Annotated in this window: 1 protein-coding gene; it reads left to right on the forward strand. The window is 47.8% G+C overall.

Features of this window, described 5'->3' with window-relative positions; translation table 11 throughout:
- Complete coding sequence (locus tag HZL42_RS01860; protein WP_219054013.1) at positions 1–26,397, forward strand: DUF5776 domain-containing protein; 26,397 nt, start codon at positions 1–3, stop codon at positions 26,395–26,397.
- Positions 26,398–26,405: the final 8 nt, after the last annotated feature.

A 26,405-nucleotide genomic window follows, 5' to 3' on the forward strand; every position in this document is an offset into this window, starting at 1 on the left:
ATGCTTTATAATAAATTTAAATTTAATAAAGTGAATGATAAAAAAGTTCTCCGCAAGGTAAAGAAGCAATGGGTAGTCGTTTCGCTATCCATGTTGGCTTTACTTGGTGGAGGAACAGTCTTAGGACAATCCACTTCTGCTAAAGCAGATGCGAATAGTTCTGATTCAAATGTGAGTCAAAAGGCTGCCGCTAACGGTACATATGGTACCAGCGATGATGGTGATACTAGTTATAGTACCACTAGTGCTAGTGATAGCACCGCTTCATCTAGTTCAACTGGTTCCAGTTCAGTAAGTACTGTTAACTCATCAGCTGATAGTAGCTCTGCTGATAGTAGCAGTACCGTTAGTTCAAGCGCTAGCGGTAGTAGCTCTGCCGATAGTAGTACTACTAGTTCAAGTGCTAGCGGTAGTAGCTCTGCTGATAGTAGTACTACTAGTTCAAGTACTAGTGGTAGCAGCTCTGCTGATAGTAAGACGAGCAGCGATGCTAGTTCTGCTGACAGTAGCAGTGCAAGCTCTTCTGATAGTAAGAGTGGTTCTTCCAGTAGCGATGATTCCAGTGCTTCAGCAAAATCAGCTGAAAGCGCTGGTTTTGCTGCGGCTTCATTAGCAAAGGCTAACGGCACTAGTGTAGCTATTAGTGATGATGATAACTTCAATAAGGGTGTTTTGGAATTCGATTCATCCGAAGCTGCTACTTCAGCATCATCTGATGACACCAGCGCTGGTTTTGCTGCGGCTTCATCTGCTGATGCAGCAGGGACCTCATTAGCTAGCAATTCTAACTCGGCATTTAATGCTGGGGTTTCAGAATACTACTCTTCAGTTGCCGCTGCGAATGGATTAAGTACTCGTTTAGGAACGAATGATACTGCTTCATCCACTGCCGCGCAAATTAGTGCTGCCGTTAGTGCTGGTTTCTCAGCAGCTGCATCTGCAGCTAAAGCTGGCAAGACAGTTGCTAGTAGCTCTGATACTAACTTCAATAGTGGGGTAGCTAGTTATACCGCATCCGTAAATTATAGCTCGGCTTATTCAGCTGCATACACGGCTTCTTCAAATGGATCATCGTATTCATACGCTGGTAGCGACTCTAACATCGCAAGTGCGGTCGCTTCTGCAAATAGTGCGTATGGTTCATACAGCTCTGCATTTAGCAACGGGTTCTCTGCTGCTACTTCAGCTGCACTCAATGGTGCTTCTGCAACTAGTGGTTCTGATAGTGGTTTTAATAGTGGGATTATGGCCTACTACGCTACCAATGCCGGAGCAGTGGCTGCATGGAACTCACTCCATCCAGATGATTTGAAGTCCGCAACTGATACGACCGATTCATTTACCGCAAGTAATGCGTTCTACGTGCAAGGTTACAATGCTACAATTAATGCATTTACGACCTACAGTAGTGCTAACTCTGGCGTTGGGACCTTATCCGGTGCGGCTGCTTATGGCTCAAACACGAATGCCATTAATCAAACGAGTGGTTCTGTTGATCTTTCGAAGAGTGCCACCGTTGTGAACTCACCTAGTGACTCCGCTCAGGCATCGAATGGGGTTAATGCGCAGTCTTCAGCTACTGGTAATTTAGCTGGAACTGGAATTAACACTGCTGCTCCAGACCAAAGCTTAGCTTATAACTACGCAATTGACTTCTTGCTTAGTCGGCAGGGGGCTTATGATGCTGAAACTGGGCGTTGGAATGGACTAAATGGTTCATCCGTATTAACGAGTGCCACTCAGTCAGCTAATAGTAATAATCCTTATATCCAAGCCTACCAAGGGGCAACTGCCGCCATCAGTAGTAACCAAAAGGGAAATATTTTCCAAGTTAGTGCCCTCACTAACTCACCAAGCAATAATTACTCATATGGTTACAATGACGTAGCAAATAAGGTTAATAACCAAAATATTGTCTTTGTTGATAGTACGAATGCTTATTCTAATTACAGTAACTTTGTTAGTTCTAATAATGGCTCAAGTGGAACCCATGAACTACGGTTTACTGCTGATATTAACTTAGGTAATAATGGAGAACTTGACTATGCTAGTAATAATGGAGTTAATTTAATTTTTAACGGGCAAAACCATGTGGTTGACTTTGGGACTACTACTAGAGCTCTATCTAATCCAGGTTCTGTGACCCTAGAAAACATGCGTAAAGTTTATGCATATGACTACTATGGTCCGATTAACTTGAAAACTGGTAGTACTGGAACCATGATTATGAGGAACATTAACTTTGAAGGTTCTCAACTATTTAATTCAAATACTGGTTCTGTAAAGTTAGTTATTGATGGTAGTGTGAATGCACTTAGTGAAGCTTCTTATAAGAGTCCTTATAAGACACAAGTCACTTTAGGTGGGACCAATCAACAAAATATCCAGACTAATAGTATGGAATTATTACCGAATGCCAGTTACTACGGGACTACTAATAATGGGAACGTAATTGAACTGAGTGGTAACTTAACCATGGATAATGGTTCATACATGTACCTAGTTCCACAAGGATCTAGTGGTGAAGACGTTGGGTTAAACGGTGCCAGTCCTGTTAATGAAGGGTTAATGCTCCTTAACTCCAGTAGTACGCTTAATATTAATCAGGGGGCTAATTTAACAATTAGACCAGGATTAGCTAATAGTACTAACCTATCTTCCGCTATTTTCACCTATGGTGGATCAACTGTTAACATTAATGGTGGAACCCTGGATCTTGAATATAATGGGAATCCGGCTGATAAGAATCCCGCGAACTTAAACGGGAACGTTAACGTTCAAAATGGTGGTTACTTAATCGCCCACGCTAACTCCAATGCCACCAACTTTAACAGTGGGAACTTACTTACTGTTTCCGGGAACTTAAACGTTCAAAACCGTGGGAACTTGGAAATTTATACCGATGGGACTACTACTACTACTGGGACGACGCTCCTTAATAATGGTGGATCCGTTGTGATCAATAACCCTGGTTCTAACATTGTCTTCAGTTTAAATGGATTAAACAACGACAAGGGTGGTAACGGAGTTGGAACGATTTTCAATAATCCTGGGAAAATCACTGCCTACTCAGTTCTAGGGCAGGTTGATAATAGTAAGGATACGACACCACAATACATGGTTAAAGTCCAACAAAATACCGGGAATCTATTAGCTTATAAAGCAGATGGAACCACTGTCCCTGATTCAGTTTTAAATCCATTCAATAACACCTCCACTAAGTACTTGGCCTTTAATGCCGTTCCAACCGTTTACATCAGTGGGCAACCATACTTGGTTAGTGGTAGCAATTCCTTAACTGGATATTCTGTAGTTACTAATTTAGAGCTTACGAATGTTAATTCAGATTCTGATAAAAGTGGTTATGTTTATGTACGTGTAACCACTAACAATAAGGATGAAACACCAGGCACCAATGATAATCCAGCGAGTGCCGCAACTGATAGCAATGGCATGTTAGTGGATTCTGGACAAGCTTCATTGGCTTCGGGGATTTCTGATGCTGACTACCGGAATGCTTATACCGTTGCAATCCCAGTTTCAGACTTTACGTCTGGTTCAGACGGCACTTATACCTACAAGTATACTCGGGCATTGAATGCCGTTAGTGCTACTCCAACTGACGTTAAGATTAATGCGCAATATGAAGTTACTAATAACCAAACAGAACTTGCCAATAGTAACGGCAATACTATAATTACCAATACCACTCATAACCCTGCTACTTCAGCAATTACAAATAATAGTACTACTGCTAGCGGGACCATTACTCAAAATGCTCAGGCTCCTGACAACACTGGTTCATACACTAGCTCTGCTACTTCAGCATCTGCTAGTGCTAGTTCATATGCTGCTGGGGCACAATCAGTTGCTGATAATATGACTTCATACTCCAGTGTCGCATCTTCTGCATCTGACGTTGTTGCTAGCTTTAATAGCTCCGCTCAATCACTAGCTAGCGATAGTAGTAATACTGCCAAGGACTCTAGTTATTCGGCAGTTGCTAGCTCGGCTGCTTCTGTCATTAGTGCAGCTAATAAAGATGCCAGTCTACAATCATCACTAGCTAATTCTGCCAGTGCTGCTGCAAGCAATGCGATTGCATCTGCATTTGCGGCTTCAAGCGCTGCTAGTTCGTATGCAGTCTTAGCCTCTTCAGCAGCAACTAATTTTGCGAACGTTTCTGGTGCCACTGCTCAAACGTCTGTCAACAATGCTACTTCTAGTTATGCTGCTAAAGCTATTTCAGCTGCAGCAATTGCATACAGCCAATCATCCGCCGTTACTTCAATTAATACCGATGGTTCGTTAGCTGCATCTAAGGCAGTTTCAGATGAAATGAGCGCTGCAATTGCCGCATTTGCACTTAGTTCAGCTTATACGAGTCTCCAAGCATCTGGTGCTGATTCATTAGCAAACAAGGCCAGTTCTGAAGATGGCACAATCAACTCTAATAAGGCTGCTGTTGACTCAGACTTTACCAGTGTCAGCAACATTGCTAGTCTTTATCCATCCAATGCAGATATTAAGAATGATCAATCAGTTGCAATTTCAGCTTCTGCTACTTTGTCATCCGCTGCATTAGCTGGTTCATCTGCTAATTCGGATGCACAAGTAGCTAAGTCAGCTGCTGATGCTGCTGAAAGTAACGCGTCATCTGTAGCTGCTAGTGCTTCTACTGCTGTCTCAACGGTTGCAGCTCAATTATCAGCGGCCCAAAGTTATGCGTCAGCCGGTAATAGTGCCTCTGCTGAAACAGCATTAATTGCTGCTTCCTCCGCAAGCAACGATGCTTCAACTGCTGATAGTAATTTGAATGCTTACACTTCTGCTGCATCTGCTGCTAACGTAAAGGCTTCTTCTGCTGAATCAGTTGTTGCTGATAACCTGAAGGCTGCCAGTGCTGCCGCAAGTGCTGCTTCTGATGCTACTTCTAATGCAAACTCAGTTGCCACTAGTATTGCTAATAGTACTGGGAATAGTGCTAGTTCCAATGCTGCTAATGCATCTAAAGCTGCATCCAGTGCTGCCACTGGTTCTGCTAATGGTGCTTCAGATGCATCTAATGCTGCATCGCACGCAAATTCAACCAGTGCTGACGCATCAGGGGCTTCTTCTAATGCCTCAGTTGCTAGTTCTGCAGCTAAAGATGCTTCGTCAGCTAACAGCAATGCACAATCAATTGCATCTGCTAATCCTGGAAATTCAGTTATCTCTAGTGCTGCATCAACAGTAAGTTCAGCAAATTCAATTGCTTCGACTGCAAATTCTACAGCGCAATCTGCAAGTTCTGCAGCTCAATCAGCAAAGAGTCGGGCTGATAGCGATAATGCTAAGGCGTCAACTGCAAATTCAGTTGCCAGTGAAGCTGCATCTAAGGCTGCTTCCGCTTCCGCTGCTGCCAGTGAAGCTGCAGCTAGTGGTGATCAATCAGCAGCAGCTAGTGCTGCTAGTGAGGCAAGTAACCAAGCTAATAGTGCTTCCGCTGCAGCTCAATCAGCTTCTGATGCTAACTCAGACGCAGCTAGTGCTGCTTCTGATGCCTCTGCTGCATCAAATGCCGCTGCTAGTGCTGCTAATAGTGCAACTAGTGCTAATAATAATGCTCAAAAAGCTAATGACGTGATTAATAGTATTGCTGGTGGAACTTCAAGTGCCGCTTCTGCAGCCGATAGTGCAGCAACTGCTGCATCTAAGGCTGCTACCTCAGCAAACAATGCTGCATCTAATGCATCAAGTGGAGCTGATAGTGCCGCTTCTGCTACTAGCAAGTACTCTAGCGAAGCTAGTGCTGCATCCAGCGCTGCTAAGGATTCAATGGGTTCAGTTACTTCAGCACAAAGTTCAATCAATAGCTTGAATAGTAGTAATGCTAGCAACCCAGTTGTAAGTAGTGCTTCTTCAGCGATTTCAAAGGCTGCCAGTACTGCCGCATCGGCATCTAGTGATGCTAATGATGCTTCCAGTGCTGCTAATTCAGCTTCTGTCGAAGCTAGCAACCAAGCATCGATTGCTAATAGTGCTGCATCTGCTGCTAAGTCAGCTAGTGATGCTGCATCTAAGGCAGCTTCAGAAGCTCATTCTGCCTCTGCTGCTGGAGATACTTCTGCCGCTAGTGCAGCCGCTGATGCTGCTAAGTCAGCCCAAAATAGTGCTGAATCCTATCAAAATGACGCTGAAAACGCTAGCAAAGCAGCTGACAATGCTGCTACTGCTGGATCAAGTGCTGCATCTAAGGCAGCTAGTGCTTCCGCAGTAATTTCTAATGCTGCACAAGCTGCAAATGACGCAGCCAGTGCTGCTAATAATGCTGTTAATGGTGATAATGCTACAACTGATGCCAATAGTGCTGCAAATGCTGCTAGCTCTGCCGCTAGTGCTGCTAATAATGCTGCTTCAAATGATTCTAGTGGAGCTGATAGTGCCTCTTCTGCTACTAACAAGTACTCTAGCGAAGCTAGTGCTGCATCTAGCGCTGCTAAGGATTCAATGGGTTCAGTTACTTCAGCACAAAGTTCAATCAATAGCTTAAATAGTAGTAATGCTAGCAACCCAGTTGTAAGTAGTGCTTCTTCAGCGATTTCAAAGGCTGCCAGTACTGCCGCATCGGCATCTAGTGATGCTAATGATGCTTCGAGTGCTGCTAATTCAGCCAGTGCTGCTGCTAGTTCGTACGCCTCTGCTGCAAATGCTGCTGCTAGTGCTGCCAATGACGCTAAGAATACCGCTTCTAGCGCTGCGGTTGTTGCTAGTACTGCTGCATCCAATGGAGATACAAGTGCTGCTGCTAGTGCTGCGATTGTTGCTAAGTCAGCTCAAAGTAGCGCTGAATCCTATCAAAATGCTGCTGAAAACGCTAGCAAGGCAGCTGATAATGAAGTTTCCGCTGGATCAAGTGCTGCATCTAAGGCAGCTAGTGCTTCCGCAGTAATTTCAAACGCTGCACAAGCAGCCAGTGCTGCAGCGAGTGATGCTAACAGCGCCATTAATGGTGGAAATGCTACTAACAGTGCCGCTAGTGAAGCTGCTGCCAATGCTGATAAGGCATCCAGCGAAGCATCCAGTGCCGCTAGTGGTTCTGCTAATGGATCTGCTGATGCATCTAATGCTGCATCCCACGCTAATTCAGTTAGTGTGGTTGCATCTAGCACTGCATCTAACAATTCACAAACAAGTCAAAATGCTTCATCTGCAAACTCGTTCTCAGATACGGTTAAATCACTCGCATCTGCTAACCCAAGTAATGCAACTGTCTCGAGTGCTAATAGTGTGGTAAGTTCCGCTGCATCAACTGCTACTTCAGCATCTTCTGACGCATCTGCTGCTAATTCAGCAGCCCAATCAGCAAAGAGTCGGGCTGATACTGATAGTTCTACTGCTGCCAGTGCCAATACGGTTGCAAGTTCTGCTGCATCTGTTGCTCGTTCTGCATCTGCAGCTGCTAGTGAAGCTGCTGCTTCTGGCAACTCAGACGCTGCATCCGCTGCAGTTAAGTCCGCACAAGCTGCTGCTACGACTGCATCATCCGCAGCCAGTGTTGCATCGAATGCTAATGCCGATGCAGCTAGTGCTGCCGACGATGCAAGTAATGCTTCAGCAAAGGCATCCACGGCTTCTTCAGTTGCTTCAGCTGCCAATGCAGCTGCCCAAAATGCTGCTAATGATGCCAATAATGCGGTTAAGTCAGCTGCTAACTCAGGAACTAACAGTGCTGCTAGTGAAGCTGCTGCAAATGCTGATAAGGCATCCAGCGAAGCATCCAGTGCCGCTAGCGGTTCTGCTAATGGATCTGCTGATGCATCTAATGCTGCATCCCACGCTAATTCAGTTAGTGTGGTTGCATCTAGCACTGCATCTAACAACTCACAAACAAGTCAAAATGCTTCATCTGCAAACTCGTTCTCAGATACGGTTAAGTCACTCGCATCTGCTAACCCAAGTAATGCAACTATTTCGAGTGCTAATAGTGTGGTAAATTCTGCTGCATCAACTGCTACTTCAGCATCTTCTGACGCATCCGCTGCTAATTCAGCAGCCCAATCAGCAAAGAGTCGGGCTGATACTGATAGTTCCACTGCTGCTAGTGCCAATACGGTTGCAAGTTCTGCTGCATCTGTTGCTCGTTCTGCATCCGCAGCTGCTAGTGAAGCTGCTGCTTCTGGCAACTCAGACGCTGCATCCGCTGCAGTTAAGTCCGCACAAGCTGCTGCTACGACTGCATCATCCGCAGCCAGTGTTGCATCGAATGCTAATGCCGATGCAGCTAGTGCTGCCGACGATGCAAGTAATGCTTCAGCAAAGGCATCCACGGCTTCTTCAGTTGCTTCAGCTGCCAATGCAGCTGCCCAAAATGCTGCTAATGATGCCGCTAATGCTGCTAACGCTGGCTATGCTTCTTCTGCCGCTAATGCTGCTGCTAAGGCTAAGGCCGATAGTACTGCTGCTGACGGTGCTAATGGCTCTGCTGCTAATAATGGGACCGATGCATCGCTTAAATCTAGCCAAGCTAGCGTATCATCCAGTGCTGCTAATGACGCTGCTAAGAATGCGAGCGCCGCTTCAGCAGCCGTTAACAGCTTGAATAGTAATAATAGTGCTAACCCAGTTGTAGCTAGCGCTTCTTCAGTTGTATCCAGTGCGAACTCCGTTGCTCAATCAGCATCTGCTGATGCCACAAGTGCATCCAGTGATGCTTCCAGCGCGAAGAGTGCTGCTGATAGTGCAACTGCATCCGCTGCTAAGGCATCGACTGCTGCATCCAATGCTGCCTCTGCCGCACAATCCTACGCTGACGCTGCTAAGTCAGCCCAAGGACCATCTGCATCAAGCTTAGCCAGCCAAGCTGCCTCTGCTGCCGCCGATGCAGACGCTGCACTATCCAGTGCCAATACTGCTTCTAATGCTGCTAACTCTGCTGCTCAAAAGGCAACTAGTGCTGCACAACGGGCTGCTTCTGATCAAGCTGCTGCATCTAGCGCTGCACAAGTTGCTTCTAACGCTGCTACGCAAGCATCCAGTGCCGTTGCAGCTGGCATCTCCAGTGCTAACAGTGCAGTAAGTTCTGCAGGTTCAGTATTGCCATCTGCATCTACTACCGCATCTAGTGCTGCTAAGGATGCTAACAACGCTAGTTCTGCCACTAATGCAGACTCATCCCAAGCTAGTGCCCTTAGTTCTGCAACTAGCTCTGCTGCTAACAGTGCTGCCATCGATGGTCAAGATGCTGCTTCACTCGCATCTGCCAACCCAAGCAACTCTTCAATTGCATCCGCTGCTAGTCAAGCACAAAGTGCTGCAAGTGTTGCTAAGTCAGCAGCTAGTGATGCTAGCTCAGCTTCACAAACTGCAGCTAGTGCTTCAGTCACTGCATCCAGTGCTAACTCAGTTGCAGCTAGTGCCAATGCCGACGTAAGCTCAGCTAATAGCGATTACTCATCAGCATCAGCTGCTGAATCATCAGCTGCTAAGGCTAATGATAGTTCCGCTGCTGCCAGTGCTGCCAGTGCGGCTGCTTCCGCTGCTGCCAAGGCTCAATCAGGGGCTTCGGTTGCAAGTAATGCTGCTTCCCAAGCTGACGCTGCGAAGTCAGCAGGGGATTCTGCTGTTGCTAAGGCATCCAGTGCTAACTCCGTTGCTAATTCAGCTGCTGGGGTTGCAAGTTCTGCTGATAACACAGCTAACTCACTTAACAGTTCTAACTCCACTAATGCATCTAGTGCTGCAAGTGCTGGTAATAGTACTGCTGCCAGTGCCGTTAGTTTCACAAGCTCAGCTGCTAGCACCACTGCACCACTAGCTAGCTCCGCTAGTGCTAATGCATCCAGTGTTGACAGTTATGCTAAGGTTGCTAGTGATGCTAACAGTGGGGCTGCTAATTCAACTAGCCTTGCTAACAGTGGTAATTCACAAGTTAATAGTTATGCTTCTCAATACCCATCTAATGCTACGATTGTCAGTGACGCAAGTGTAGCTAGCTCTGCTAACTCAGTTGCTAACTCTGCAAATAGTGTTGCATCTAGTGCAAATAGTGTTGCGCAAGCTGCTAAGTCCGCTGCTGATAGCGCATCCAGTAATGCTAGTCAACAAAACTCAGTTGCTAAGTCCGCTGCTTCCGCAGCCGTTTCAGCATCTAGTGCTGCTTCATCTGCCTACGCTGCTGGAAACACCAAGGACGGGGACAAGTACGCCCGGACAGCTTCTCAAGCTGCCACTGATGCTAGTTCCGCAACTGTTGAAGCATTATCAAATGCTTCAGTAGCTAGTTCAGCCGTTGCAACTGCCTCTGAAGCTGCATCTACAGCTACTTCAGCATCTAGCGCTGCTGCTAGTGCTTCTGGAGACGTTTCTAATGCATTATCAAATGCTAACAGCGTTGCTGGTGGTGCTAATAGTGCTGCTAGTGGTGCCGCAAGTGATGCTGCTAAGGCAGCTAGCGCTTCTTCAGCTGCTAGTTCCCAATCAGCTGTTACTAGTGGTCAAGCTAGTTCAGCAACTAGTGACTCCGTTGTTACTAGTTCCGCTGCTAACGTAGCATCAAATGCTAAATCCGGTGTTGATAGTGCTTCCGCTGCTGTTTCACAAGCGAGTGCAATTGCTTCTAAGGCTGGTCAACCAGACTCATCAATTGCTTCCGATGCAGTTGTAATAAACTCTGCATCTAGCGTTGCTTCAACTGCTTCATCAGTTGCTAGCGCTGCAAATGATGCCGCTTCTTCAGCCAAGGCTTCCGCTGATGCTGATAACACGAAGGCTAACTCTGCTAGCGCCGTTGCCAGTGCTGCTAAGTCTGCTGCTTCCTCTGCTGCCGCAGTTGCATCATCTGCTGCTGCCAAGGGTGATTCATCAACAGCTAATTCAGCTAGCGTGGTTGCTTCACAACAGGCAAGTACTGCTACTTCAGCTACTAGTGACGCTAACTCTGCTCGTTCAAACGCAGATAGCGCATCGAATGCTGCATCGACTGCTGCCAGTGCTGCTAAGTCTGCTGCCTCTGTTGCTCAATCAGCCAATCAAGTTGCTAGTCAAGCTGCATCTGATGCTCAATCCAGAGCTGCCAGTGTGGACTCAGCTAACACTTCATTGAACCCAGATCGGGCATCCAATGCTGCTGCTAATGCTGCGACCCACTCTCAAAATGCTGATAGTTACGCATCCGTTGCATCATCGGCTAACGCTGGTGCTCAAACCCAAAGTAGTCAAACTAGTGTTTCAACTAGCGCAACTAGTGATGCCGCATCAACTGCAGGTTCAATTGCTAGTGACTACCCAAGTAATTCAGCCCTTAACAGCTTGAACAGTGCCGCTCAAAATGCTAGCCAAGCTGCATCCTCTGCAAATACTGATGCTTCAGTTGCTGCTAACCAAGCTAGTGCTGCTAAGGACTCTGCACTTGCTGCCTCAACTGTTGCAAGTAACGCAGTTGCATCTGCAAACGCTGCCAACGCTGCTGCTCAATCTGCTAAGAGTGCGCAACCTTATGATTCATCAGCTGCCAGCTCCGCTGCCAACGCTGCTGCCTCAGCAAATAACGCTGCATCTAGTGCTGAAGCCAATGCTTCACAAGCTGCTGCATCTGCCCAATCTGCATCTGATCGGGCTGCAACTGATTCTTCAATTGCTAGTTCTGCTGCTGCTGCTGCTAAGTCTGCTCAAGATGCTGCTGTTGCAATTAGTAACGCAATCGTAAATGATAATTCCGTTGCTAGTTCTGCTAGTTCTGCTGCATCCAGCGCTGCATCCACCGTTGCTCCTGAATCCAGCACCGCTTCAAACCGGGCTAGTTCAGTAAGTGCACTTGCATCCAGTGTATCCAGTGCATTTAGTTCTGCTACTTCAGCTGCTAGTGCTGCCAGCTCCAATGCTGCTACTACCCAATCAATGGCCAGCCAAAACCCAAGCAACACGGCTATTCAAAGTGCTGCTTCCGTTGCTAACAGTGAAGCTGCCAATGAATCCGCTGCTAGTGCTGCTGCTTCAGCTGCTAACTCAACTGTTCAATCAGCTAAGAGTAAGGCTGATTCAGCTTCAGCTACGGTTTCAAGCGCTAACCAAGCTGCCAATTCAGCTGCTTCAGCTGCTTCATTAGCTAGCGTTGCAGCATCTAGCGCCGCTGCTGGTGGTGACCCATCCACTGCATCTAGTCAAGCTGCAATCGCAAGTTCTGAAGCTCAGGTTGCTAAGAATGCTGCTGCCTCTGCCGCTGCTGCTAATAACGATGGTTCCAACGCTGCCGCTGCTGCTGATGATGCTACAAAGAGCTTCAACTCAGCAACTAGCGCAATGAGTGCTGCTACTTCAGCAATTAATAGTGCTAATTCAGCGGCATCCAATGCTGCTGCCGCCGGTTACGCTTCAGCAGCTTCCAATGCTGCTGCTAAAGCTAAGGCTGATAGTATTGCTGCTAATGGTGCGAATGGTTCTGCTGTCAACAATGGGACTGATGCTTCACTCAAGTCTCAACAAGCCAGTGTATCATCCAGTGCAGCTAGTGATGCTGCTAAAACGGCTAGTGCCGCTTCAGCAACCGTTAATAGCTTGAACAGTAACAATAGTGCTAACCCAGTTGTAGCTAGTGCTTCTTCAGTTGTATCCAGCGCGAACTCCGTTGCTCAATCAGCATCTGCTGATGCCACAAGTGCATCCAGTGATGCTTCCAGCGCGAAGAGTGCCGCTGATAGTGCAACTGCATCTGCTGCACAAGCTTCTACTGCTGCTAGTGATGCTGCATCTAAGGCTGATTCATATGCTTCTGCTGCTAAGAATGCAACTGGTAATTCAGCAGCTAGCCTAGCTAGCCAAGCTGCTTCTGCTGCCTCCGATGCAGACGCTGCGTTATCAAGTGCCAATACTGCTTCTAATGCTGCTAACTCTGCTGCTCAAAAGGCAACCAGTGCTGCACAACGGGCTGCTTCTGATCAATCACTTGCATCCAGTGCTGCGCAAACGGCATCGAATGCTGCTGCACAAGCATCTAGTGCCGTTGCAGCTGGCATCTCAAGCGCTACCAGTGTGGTAAGCTCTGCCGGTTCAGTTGTTCCTTCAGCATCAACTACTGCATCGAATGCTGCTGCTAATGCAGATGCTGATAGCAAGGCAACTAACACGACCTCATCACAAGCTAGTGGCCACAGCTCCGAAGCTAGTTCTGCTGCTAATAGTGCTGGGATTGACAGTGCAGACGCTGCTTCCATTGCATCTGCTAACCCAACGAATCCACAAATTGCCTCTGCTGCTGCGCAAGCATCTAGTGCTGCTTTGGTTGCAAGTTCAGCATCTAGTGACGCTAACTCTGCTTCTAAGGATGCTGCTTCTGCTTCATCCGTAGCATCCAGTGCTGATTCAGTTGCAGCTAGTGCCAATGCCGATGTAAGCTCAGCTAATACTGATTACTCATCCGCATCCGCTGCTGAATCCTCCGCTGCCAAGGCTAACGACAGTTCCGCTGCTGCTAGTGCTGCTAGTGCGGCTGCTTCCGCTGCTGCCAAGGCTCAATCAGGCGCTTCAGTTGCAAGTAATGCTGCTGCGCAAGCTGACGCTGCCAAGTCTGCTGGGGTATCTGCTGCTGCCAAGGCATCTACTGCTGCTTCGACTGCCAATTCAGCCGCTGGAGTTGCCAGTTCCGCTGACAATACTGCTAATTCATTAAACAGTGTTACTTCTTCACAAGCTGCTAGTGCTGCTAGTGCTGGTAACAGCACTGCCGCTAGTGCATCCAGTGCTACTTCATCTGCCGCTAAGACCACTGATCCAATTGCCAGTGCTACCAGTACTGACGCATCCAGTGCCGATAGCTACGCTAAGGCTGCTAGTGATGCTAACAGTGGGGCAGGAAGTGCTAATGGCTTCACAAGTAGTGCTGCTTCAACCGTAAATAGTTATGCTTCTCAATACCCAGCCAACTCTGCGATTGCTAGTGACGCATCCGTAGCTAGTTCTGCTAACTCAGTTGTTAACTCTGCAAATAGTGTTGCATCTAGTGCAAATAGTGTTGCACAAGCTGCTAAGGCTTCAGCTGACGCTGCATCTAGTGATGCTAGTCAACAAAACTCAGTTGCTAAGTCCGCTGCTTCCGCTGCCTCTGCCGCATCCGCATCTGCTTCTTCAGCTTATGCTGCTGGAAACACCAAGGATGGTGACAAGTACGCCCGGACAGCTTCACAAGCTGCTAACGATGCTAGTTCAGCCGTTACCAAGGCCCAATCAGATGCTTCAGTTGCTAGTGCTGCTGTAACGAATGCTTCTAACGCTGCCTCAACTGCAGCTTCAGCATCTGTTGTTGCTTCTAAGGGTGCTAGTGACGCTGCGAACGCAGTATCCAATGCTAATAGCATTGCCGGTGGTGCTAACAGTGCCGCAAGTGGTGCTGGTAGTGACGCATCTAAGGCTGCTAGTGCTGCTTCAGTTGCTAGCTCACAATCAAATGCTACTAGTGGTAAGGCTGCTGGAACTTCAAGTGATGCTTCCGCAACTAGTTCTGCTGCTGGTGTGGCATCGAATGCTAAGTCTGGTGTTGATAGTGCTGCCGCTGCTGTTTCACAAGCGAATGCAATTGCTTCTAAGGCAGGTAAGCCAGATTCATCAATCGCAAACGATGCTGCTACGGTTGCTTCCGCATCCGTTGTTGCATCTAATGCCAACAGCGTAGCAAGTTCTGCTAATACAGTTGCTTCTACTGCTAATAATGATGCTAGTGACGCTAATAAGTCTGCTAGTGCTGCTGATTCTGCTGCTGCATCTGCTAAGAATGCTGCATCCAATGCCGCAAGCGTTGCATCATCTGCTGCTGCTAAGGGTGATTCATCAACTGCTAACTCAGCTAGTGTCGTTGCTTCACAACAAGCTAGCGCTGCTACTTCAGCTGAAAGTGATGCTAACGCCGCTCGTTCTAAGGCTGAAAGTGCATCATCTGCTGCCGCTGCTGCTGCTAGTGCTGCTAAGGATGCCGCATCTACAGCTAACTCAGCAAATGCAGTTGCCAGTTCTGCTGCTGCCGATGCTCAATCTAAGGCTGCAAATGCTGATTCTTCAGACACTTCATTGAACCCAGCACGGGCATCCAACGCTGCTGCAAATGCTGCGACCCATTCTCAAAATGCTGATAGTTATGCATCCGTTGCATCATCCGCTAACGCTGGTGCTCAAACCCAAAGTAGTCAAACTAGTGTTTCAACTAGCGCAACTAGTGAGGCCGCATCAACTGCAAGTTCAATTGCTAGTGACTACCCAAGTAATTCAGCCCTTAACAGCTTGAACAGTGCCGCTCAAAATGCTAGCCAAGCTGCATCCTCTGCAAATACTGATGCTTCAGTTGCTGCTAACCAAGCTAGTGCTGCTAAGGACTCTGCACTTGCTGCCTCAACTGTTGCAAGTAACGCGGTTGCATCTGCCAACGCTGCCAACGCTGCTGCTCAATCTGCTAAGAGTGCGCAACCTTACGATTCATCAGCTGCCAGCTCCGCTGCTGACGCTGCTGCCTCAGCAAATAACGCTGCATCTAGTGCTGAAGCCAATGCTTCACAAGCTGCTGCATCTGCCCAATCTGCATCTGATCGGGCTGCAACTGATTCTTCAATTGCTAGTTCGGCTGCCGCTGCTGCTAAGTCTGCTGCTGATAATGCGGCTGCAATTAGTAACGCAATCGTAAATGATAACTCCGTTGCTAGTTCCGCCAGTTCTGCTGCATCTAGTGCTGCTTCAACAGTTGCTCCTGAATCCAGCACCGCTTCAACCCGGGCTAGTTCAGTAAGTGCACTTGCATCCAGTGTATCCAGTGCATTTAGTTCAGCTCAGTCAACTGCTAGCTCAGCTCAATCAGCTGCCTCTGCTGCTCAATCAACTGCTAGTCAAAACCCAAGCAATACTGCTATTCAATCAGCTGCATCTAAGGCTGCCTCTGAAGCTGCTAATGAAGCAGCTGCCAGTTCCGCTGCTTCAGTTGCTAACTCAACTGTTCAATCAGCTAAGAGTAAGGCTGATTCAGCTTCAGCTACGGTTTCAAGCGCTAACCAAGCTGCCAATTCCGCTGCTGCTGCTGCTTCATTAGCTAGTTCTGTTGCATCGAGTGCTGCTGCTGGTGGTGATCCATCCACTGCATCCAGTCAAGCTGCAATTGCTAGTTCTGAAGCTGAGGTTGCTAAGAATGCTGCTGCCTCTGCTGCTGCTGCTAATAGCGATGGTTCTAATGCTGCCGCTGCTGCTGATGATGCTACAAAGAGCTTCAACTCAGCAACCAGCGCAATGAGTTCTGCTGCTGCTGCTGTATCTAGTGCTACTAACGTAGTAAGTAGTGGTGCTAACGATAGTTATGCCGCTGCTGCTCAAAATGCTGCTGACAAGGCGAATGCTGATAGCGTTGCTGCTGCTGGTGCGAATGCATCCGCTGCCAATAACGGCACCGACGCTTCACTTAAGTCCAGTCAAGCTAGCGTATCATCTAGCCAAGCTAGTGACCAAACTAACGCTGTTAACTCAGCCGCTTCATATGTAAACAGCTTAAATAGCCTCAACAGCAACAACCCAATCGTTGCTTCCGCAAGTTCAGTTGTTGCCTCCGCAAGCTCAGTTGCTAACTCCGCATCTGCTGATGCTACGAGTGCATCTAGTGATGCCACAAGTGCTAAGTCTGCTGCTGATAGCGCAACTGCTAGTGCAACGAATGCTTCAATTGCTGCAAGTACGGCTGCATCTAGAGCTAATTCATATGCCGCTGCTGCGAAGGGTGCTACAGGTTCATCGGCTGCTATTCTAGCTAGCCAAGCTGCTGCTGCTGCATCTGATGCTGATAATGCATTGTCAAGTGCTAACATCGCATCCAATGCTGCTAACTCCGCTGCTCAAAAGGCAACTAGTGCTGCACTGCGGGCTGCTAGTGATGAATCAATGGCATCCAATGCTGCTCGTGATGCAACGAATGCTGCTGCGCAAGCTTCTAGCGCTATCTCTGCTGGAATCTCCAGTGCTAATGGTGTGAACAGCTCCGCTTCAACGACCGTTTCGTCAGCTAGTGCCGCTGGTTCAAATGCTTCTTCAGCTACTAGTTCAGCAAGTACGGCAACTAGCCAACAATCATCAGTAACTAGCGTATCTAGTTCAGCTGCTAGTTCTGCCGCTAATAATGCTGCATTAGATTCTGCTGATGCTTCCGCAATTGCATCATTGAACCCTGGTAACTCATCAATTGCATCTGCCGCTGCCAAGGCAGCTAGTGCTAACTCAGTTGCCCAATCTGCTTCATCAGTTGCTAGTGCTGCTTCACAAACCGCATCTAGCGCATCTAGTGTTGCTAGTTCCGCTGCTAATGCTGTTTCAAGTGCTAATAACGATATTAGTTCAGCTAACAGTGACTACGCTTCTGCATCTGCTGTTGAAGCCTCCGCTGCGAAGGCAAGTAATAGTGCATTAGCATCTAGTGCTGCTTCCGCTGCTGCCTCAGCCGCTGCGAAGGCTAGTTCCGCTGCTGCAAAGGGTAGTCAAGCAGCTGCAGCTGCATCTAGTGCTGCTGTTGACGGTTCCAATGCCGTTATCGCAGGTTCTAACGCTGCTAATGCTGCCTCAGCTGCTGCTACGGATGCTTCCAATGCTGATAGTGTTGCTAATTCCATGAATGGGGCTAAGATTTCTAATGCATCCGCTGCTGCTTCAGCAGGGAATAGCGTTGCTGCATCCGCATCTAGCGCTGCATCATCCGCTGCCGGGGTCACTAGTGCCGTTGTTACACCAACGAGTGTTAATGCATCTACGGTTGATAGTTATGCTAAGGTTGCTAGTGATGCTAACAATAGTGCTGGTAGTTCAACTAGTGTTGCTAACAGTGATGCTAGCGCTGCCAATAGCTATGCTTCTCAATACCCATCGAATGCCGTTATTAGTAGTGCTGCCTCAGTTGCTAACTCTGCAAATGTAGTTGCTAACTCTGCTGATTCAGTTGCTGCATCTGCTAATAGTGCTGCTCAAGCTGCTAAGTCGACTGCTGATTCAGCTGGGAATGATGCAATCAAGCAAAACTCAATTGCATCCTCAGCTGCCGTTGCTGCATCTTCAGCTAGTGCCGCTGCATCTTCAGCTTATGCTGCTGGCAGCACCACTGCAGGTGATCGTTATGCTCGGCAAGCCAGTCAAGCTGCTAACGATGCCAGTTCCGCTACTGTTAAGGCCCAAGCTGATTCTGCTGCTGCAAGTTCAGCCGTAACGAATGCATCCAACGCTGCCGTTACTGCTAGTTCTGCTTCAGTTGTTGCCTCTAGCGCTGCCACTGACGCAACGAACGCATTTAACAATGCTTCATCTGCAGCTTCAGCTGCCGGTGGATATGCAAGCGGTGCCGATAGTGATGCTAAGAAGGCATCTAGCGCTGCTTCAGTTGCTAATTCGAATGCTTCCGCTGCTAACGTTGCTCCTGGAGTATCTAGTGCTTCCTCAACCGTAAGCGCTGCTGGTAGTTCAACTAGTTCTGCTTCATCCGCTGTTAGTTCAGCTAATGACGCGGTTACCAGTGCTAGTGCTGCTGCGTCTAAGGCTGGTCAACCAAACGATCCAGTAATTTCTAGTGCCGCTAGTGCTGTATCATCTGCTGCTGTTGTTACTAGCTCCGCTAGTTCTGCAGTATCAAGTGCTAGCTCAACATTCAACTCCGCTAGTTCCGATGCTAGTGCTGCAATGAATGCTGCTAACTCAGCTAATGCTGCTGGTAGTGCTGCTGCCTCAGCTGCTCGTTCAGCTGCTAATGCTGCATCTAGTGCTGCTGCCAAGGGTGATAACTCAGCTGCTGCATCTGCTAGCGCAATTGCTTCTCAACAAGCATCCAGTGCAGCCGATGCATCCAATGCTGCCTCAGCTGCTCGTTCAAAGGCTAATAGCGCATCATCAGTAGCTGCTTCAGCTGCTTCAGCTGCCAACAACGCTGCTTCAGCCGGGGCCTCCGCTGCTGCTAACGGTAGTTCAGCCGCTGCTAATGCTCAATCAGAAGCTGCTAGCTTGAACCCATCTGATCCAACACCAAATGCTAATCGGGCAAGTACTGCTGATAACAATGCTGCTTCTAACGCTAATGCCGCTTCAAGCTATGCTTCAATTGCAGCATCTGCACAAAGTGGTGCTGTACCAACCACTTCACAAGCAATGGTTTCCGGAAGCGTTGCTAGTTCAGCTACTAATGTAACAAGCTCAATTGCTTCCAAGTACCCAAGCAATGCTGCTATCTCTGCTGCTAATAACGCTGCCAGTGTTGCTAATAACGCTGCTAGTTCAGCTGCTAACGATGCTTCAATTGCTTCGGCCCAAGCTTCAACTGCTAACTCTACTGCTCAATCAGCTAAGAGTGCTGCTAGTGCTGCTTCCGATAAGGCATCCAATGCTAACTCACTTGCAAAGAGCTTGGCCAGTGCAAATCCATTTGATTCCAGTGCTTCATCAGCATTATCAAGTGCTGCTGACGCTGCTCAAGTAGCTAATGCAGATGCTTCTGCTGCTCAAAGCAATGCTTCAGTTGCTGCTAGTTCAGCTCAATCAGCTTCTAACCGGGCTGCAATTGATTCATCATTAGCCAGTTCAGCAGCAGTTGCTGCTAAGGCTGCTGAAGATAATGCAATTGCTACTAGTCAAGCATTAGACAGTGCTCAAAATGCTGCTACGGTTGCTCCATCTGCTGGTAGTTATGTATCTTCTGCAAGTGTTGCCGTTAGTGCTGCTAATTCTGCTGCTAGTTCAGCTAACAATAATGCCGGAAATGCTGTTGCAAGTGCATCTGCTACTGCTCCTGACACGACCGCATTGAGTTCAACTAGTTCGTTAGTAGCAAGCATCGCTTCAGTTAACCCAACTGATTCAAACGTTGCAAGTGTTGCTAGTTCAGTTGCTTCATACGTTGCTGCTGGCTCATCCGCAAGCGCTGCTGGATCACAAGCCGCATCCAGAGCCGTAGTTGCTAGTTCTAACGCAAGCACTGCTGTTCAAAATGCGCAAAGTCAGTACGTTGCTGCTAAGTCAGCTTCTGATGCAGCACAATCTTACGCTAATGCTGCTAACAGTTTTGCTCAAAATGGTGATAGTGCAAATGCTTCACTTAACTCTAGCTTAGCCAGTTCAGCTGTTACCGCTGCTTCACAAGCTGCAGTTAATGGTTCTTCATATGCAAATGCTGCCGTTAGCTATGCTCAAGACGCAACTACCCAATCACAAGCTGCTGCTAGTGCTAAGACCACTACTAGCAATGCTGCTTCAAATGCCGCAAGTGTTGCTACTATTCTTGACTCATCAGTTGCTAGCGTTAACTCTGCTGCTTCAAATGAAGCCGGGGCTGCTCAACCAGTTGCAAGCAGTGCTTCTGCTGACGCTAGCCAAGCTGCATCTGGCGCTGCTGTAAGCAGTAAGAATGCTGATGGTAGTTCATCAGTTGCTAGTTCCGCTAATGACGCTGCTTCAACTGCTGCTTCAACTGCATCTGATGCTGCAAGCAAGGCAGCTAGTGCTGCATCTGCTAACCCGAATGATTCATCAATCGCTAGCGATGCTTCTGTTGCTTCATCAGCCAACTCAGTTGCGCAAAGTGCTGCTAAGGATGCTAATGATGCTTCCAACGCTGCATGGGTTGCTTCAAGTACTGCATCCAGTGCTAACGCAGTTGCTTCATCAGCAAACAATGCTACTAACAGCTACTCAGTTGTTGCTTCTAATGAACAATCTGCAGCAAATGCTGCTTCTGCTGCTGGTAACATGTCAGCTGCTAAGTCTCACGCAGACGCTGCTTCCAAGGCTGCAGCAAGTGCTGCTGTAGCTGCTAGCGATGCTGATAATGCTTCCAAGGCTGCAGCAAATGCTGCTTCTGCTGGATCAGCAGCTGCTTCCAAGGCTGCAAGTGCTCAAACGGTTGCTAATAGTGCTGCTGTCGTTGCATCCAGTGCTGGTAGTTTTGCTTCATCCGCAAGCTCAGCTAACTCTGATAACGCAACTACTGGTAACAGTGCCGCATCCAATGCTAATAGTGCTGCGAGTGCTTACGCAAGCGGGGCATCTACTGATGCATCCAATGCTGCTGCGAACGACAAGCTCGCATCTAGTTATGCTAGTCAAGCAAGCTCTGCTAATGCCGGAACTGGTGCTAATGCATCTGCTGTAAGTAGCCAAGCAACATCAGCTACTGCTGTTGCATCTGCTAACCCAAGCAACACGGTTATCAGTTCTGCCGCTGCTAAGATTAGCTCAGCAAACGTTGTTACTTCTTCAGCTGCTGTTGATGCTTCAACTGCTAACAGCCAAGCTCAATCAGCTAAAGCTGCTGCTGATGCTGCTAATAACACCGCAAGCGTTCAAAACTCATTGGCTCAAAAGGCTGCTGCTCAGGCTAGTTCCGCTAGTGCTGCTGCTTCATCTGCCTATGCTAATAAGGACTACGCTGGTGGAAACTCATACGCTAGTGCTGCTGTTCAGGCTGCATCCAACGCCAAGACCGCTAGTGTAAATGCTTCATCCGCTGCTGTTGCTGTTAAGTCTGCTACTGATCTTGCATCCAGTGCTGATTCACGGGCATTGTCTGATTCAGCAGTTGCTTCTAAGGCTGCTTCCGATGCAAACAGTGCTGTTAGTGATTTGAGTAGTGCTGTGCAAACGCAAAACTCACAAACTGCTAAGGCCTCTGCAATCGCAAGTTCAGCTCAATCAGCTAATGAAGCAGCTTCATCTGCTAATAACGGTGCTATTAATAACAGTAGCGCTACTTCAAGCAATGCTAGCGCAGCTAGTTCACTTGCTGCTAAGACTTCCGCTGATGCTAGTCTTGCTAGTTCACAAGCTAACGATGCTTCAACTGCATCATCCGTAGCATCGTCCGTAGCATCTGCTGAAAACACAACTGATCCTGCAACTTCCGCTGCTCTTACGAGTGACGTTTCCGTTGCATCATCAGCTGCTAATGAAGCTACAAGTGCTAATAATGCAGCCTCAGTTGCTAACTCAGCTGCTTCTGCTGCTAACGCTGCAGCAACTAATGCTTCGACGAGTGCTTCCACTGCTCGTTCTGCAGCCGCTGCTGCTACTAGCACCGCAACTAGTTATGCAAGTCAAGCTTCAGCTGCTGCCGTTGCTGGTAACAGTGCTGCTGCTGATAGTTACAACAGTCAAGCTCAATCAGCTGCTAATGAAGCCAGTGCTCAAAATGCATCTGCTCAAGCTGCTGATAGTGCTGCTGCTTCCGCAAACTCAGTTGCATCATCTGCAAACTCAACTGCTCAATCAGCATCTGACACTGCTAGCTCAGCAAACTCGGTTGCATCATCTGCTGCCTCCGATGCACAATCCAGAGCCGCCAGCTACGATGCTAACCAAAGTAAGAAGCGGGCTTCTAATGCTGATTCTGCTACTGATAGTCACGCTTCAGATGTTAAGTCAGATAGCGCTAACGTAACCAGTGCTTCAAGTACCACTAATGGGGCATTCAATGCTACTAGCCAAGCATCTGCAAGTGCAAGTTCAGCAGCTGTGGCTACTGCATCCCAAGCATCCGCACATCCTAAGAACTCAGTAATTGCGAGTGCTAACTCTACGGCTCAATCTGCTTCAGCAGTTGCTTCAAATGCGGCTTCTGATGCATCCGTTGCTAATAGTATCGTAGGAAGTGCTTCTACAGCAATCGCTTCGGCATCATCAACTGTAAGTGCTGCTCAATCTGCTGCATCTGCCGCTTACCAAAAGGCTTCATCAGCTGCATCTGTTGCTGCTGACTCGACTCAAACTCCTGCACAACGGTCCGCAGCTCGTGCCGATGCTGCTGACGCTGCTAATAGTGCGGCTGCACAAGAAAAGATTGCTTCAGCTGCTGCTAACGACGCTGACAATGCCGCAAATGCTGCATCGAACGCTGCTACTCGGGCTAACCGGGATCAATCAATTGCAGCCACTGCTGCTAGTCAAGCTGCTGACGCTAATAACGCAGCATCGAATGCTGCTAAGAACGGGACTGCTGCTGACGGTTCAGCCAATGCCGCTAACACTAGTGCTGCTAGTGCGACTGCCACTGCAAGTAATGCTGTAAGTGGTGCAAATAGCGATGCTACCTTAGCATCCAAGTACGCAAGTCAAGCTAGTGATTCTACCAGTGCGACTGCAAGTGCAAGCACGGTTGTTTCAAGTGTTGCTTCCGGAGTTAATAGCGTTGCATCTGCTAACCCAAGTAACACGGTGGTTCAATCAGCTGCATCAGTTGCTAACTCAGCTGCATCAGTTGCTAGTGCTGCTGTTAACGATGCTTCAGTTGCTAACTCACAAGCTCAATCAGCTAAGGCTGCTGCCAGTGCTGCAGCTGTTTCTGCCGTAGCTGCTAGTGTAAGTGCTAACAACGCATCGAATGCTGCATCACTCGCTGCATCTGCTGCAAAGAGCTTTGCTAGCGATGGAAATGAATCTGCCGCCGCTTCTGCAAACGTTGCAGCATCGAATGCCGCTGCTAATGCATCACTCGCTGCATCCCAAGCAAACGATGCATCTAAGGTTGCTTCAATCGCAACTCAATCAGCATCTAGTGCTTCAGTAAGAGCCGCTAATGATGCCGCTGCCGCATCCGCTGCAATTACCAGTGCTAACGCTGCTTCAACTGCTGCATCTGATGCTGCTAAGAATGGTAGTCAAGCTTCAGCTAGTGCTAACTCAGCAACTGCTACTGCTAATAGCGCTAATACGGCTGTAAGTACTGCTGCTAGTGGTACCAATAGCGACGCTGCATTAGCCTCTAAGTACGCAAGTCAAGCAAGCTCATCAACTAGTCAAGCTGTATCTGGTAATTCACTAATTGCTAGTGCCGCAAGTCAAGCTAATAGCGTTGCTGCTGCTAACCAATCCAATGCGGTTATTAAGTCAGCTGCTTCAACTGCAACTTCAGCATCCGTAGTTGCAAGCTCAGCTACTGCTGATGCTTCAACTGCTAACTCAGTTGCTCAATCAGCTAAGGCTGCTGCCAGTGCTGCTGCTGCTTCAGCAACTTCCGCAAGTGCTGTTGTTAGTTCCGCAAATAGTGCTGCTAGTGTTGCTGCATCTGCTGCTAAGAGTTTCGCTAATGCTGGAAACAATTCAGCTGCTGATTCTGCAAATGTGGTTGCATCCAATGCCGCTGCTAGTGCTTCAACTGCTACATCACAAGCAAACGATGCATCTAAGGCCGCTTCAACTGCAACTCAATTAGCATCCAGTGCTTCAGTAAGAGCTGCTAACGATGCTGCTGCGGTTAGTGCCGCATTATCGACAGCAAATTCAGCTAATGCTACTGCGGTTAGTGCTGCTAGCGCGCAAAGTGCTGCTGCTCAATCTGCTTCAGCTGCTGGAAGTAACGCTGCTGCCCAAGGTAATGCTGCTACATCTAAGGCTGCTAGTGCTGCTGCTGCTAATTCTGCTGCCGTTGTAATTGCTAGTTCAGTTAGTGCTACTAACGTACAAGTTCAATCAGCAAGTAGTGCTGCTAGTTCCGCTGCCGCTGCTGCTTATAGTATGGCTTCAGGCGCACCACAAAATAGTGCGGCTCAATCCTACAATAGCGTTGCCTCATCAGCAGGATCAGTTGCTGCTTCAGCCGCAATTGTTGCTAACAATGCTAATGTTGCTGCCCAAAGTGCTGCTAGTGTTGCTAACTCCGCAAATGTGGTTGCATCTGCTGCAAATAGTAGTGCTAAGTCAGAAGCTACGTTGGCTACTTCATTAGCTTCCGCTGCTTCACAAGCTGCTGCTAACGGTGATACTTCAGCTGTTGCTTCATTGAACGCATTGATTGGTTCTGCTAATAGTGCAACTAATAGCTACTACAACAATGCATCTGCTGCAAATAGCGTTGCGGTTTCTGCTGCATCAACTGCTGCGGTTGCCCAAAGTGTAAATGCTTCCGCTGCTTCAGTTGTCGTATCCGCTGCTTCAACCGCAGTTAGTGCTGAAAGTGCTGTTTACTTCGTAACCCATCAAGCAAGCAACAATGCTAGTCAATATGCATCAGTTGCAAATAACGCTACTAGCGTGGTTGCTAACTTGATTAGTAACGTTAGTGCTGGGGTTAACTTAGCTAATAGTTACTCGGTTGCTGCTAGTTCAAGTACTTCATTAACATCACTTCCAACTAGTTCAGCTCAACAAGCTGCTAGTGACGCAATGAGCTTAGCAAGTCAATACACTGCTAACTCACAAGTAGCAAGTTACGCATCATTAGCAAGTTCAGCTGCTGTAACAATTGCATCTGCTTCTGCCGATGCTGTAATTGCTAACAGTCAAGCTAGCGTTGCTACTGCAATTGCAAACTCCGCTGCTGTGGTTGCAAGTTCAGCTGCTACGGTTGCCAACAATGCTGCATCTGCTGCAAACTCAGCTAACTCTGCTGCTTCACTTGCTTACTCACGTGGTGACTACGCACTTGGTAGTAGCTATGCTGCCAATGCATCCGCTGCTGCATCTGCTGCCGCTAGCGCTGGTGCTCAAGTATCATCAGCTAACTCAGTAATTACTTCTGCAACTTCCACTGCCAGTTCTGCTGCTAGTCGGGCCGCAAGTGATTATCAAACGATCATCCTTGCTGCTAAGATTATCTTTAATGCATCCAGTTCTGCTGCATCTGCTGCTTCCGAAACTGGTGATTACTACAGTCAAGGGGTAAGCGATGCTAAGGGTGATTACAAGAAGGATCCTGAATACACTAGTCAACCAACTTACCAAGGTGCTTATGATGGTTACCGTGATGGTTATAAGGGTAAGACTGCTAAGACGGACTTCACCGGTAAGGCTGCAGCCTACGAAACTGATTATGCTAAGGCATATCAAGCTGGACGGACTGCTTACCTCAAGGAAGTTGCTGCTGGTAAGGCTGCTGCTAAGAAGGCTTCATTCTATGCTAAGGCATCCTTAGCTGGTGAATCAGCTGGTTACAAGTATGGATACGTTAAGGAATTCAACGCTAAGTTGAAGAAGGCTCCTCAATATATCTACAACACTAAGGGACTTTACGTTTACGGTAAGGCAACATTTACTAAGGACGGTAGAGTTAAGGGTTACGCTAAGAAGGCCCGTAACAAGATTAGTGAATTCAAGATCACTAAGATTGCCATCTCTAAGAGTGGCCTAGTTCGTTACTACGTCAAGAGTCATTTGAGTAATAATGAAGTGAAGGGTTATGTAACTGCTAACCGGAAGTACATCGTTGATGCTTACTACCGGAAAGCTGATATGACCAGTGCTAACTCGAAGACGGTTAAGGTAATCAACAGTAAGGGAGTCCGGGCTCACGGAAACAAGACATTTAGCTCTGCTAATGGCAAGTTCTACAAGCGCGGAACCAAGCTTCACGTTGACCGGGTTGTTAAATACAAGGGCTTGACTCGTTTCTATGTTGGAAACGGCAAGTACATCACAAGTAACAAGAAATTTGTGAAGTTTGTTTAATGCCTAGT

The organism is Lactobacillus sp. Sy-1, assembly GCF_019303535.1.
Taxonomy (GTDB): Bacteria; Bacillota; Bacilli; order Lactobacillales; family Lactobacillaceae; genus Nicoliella.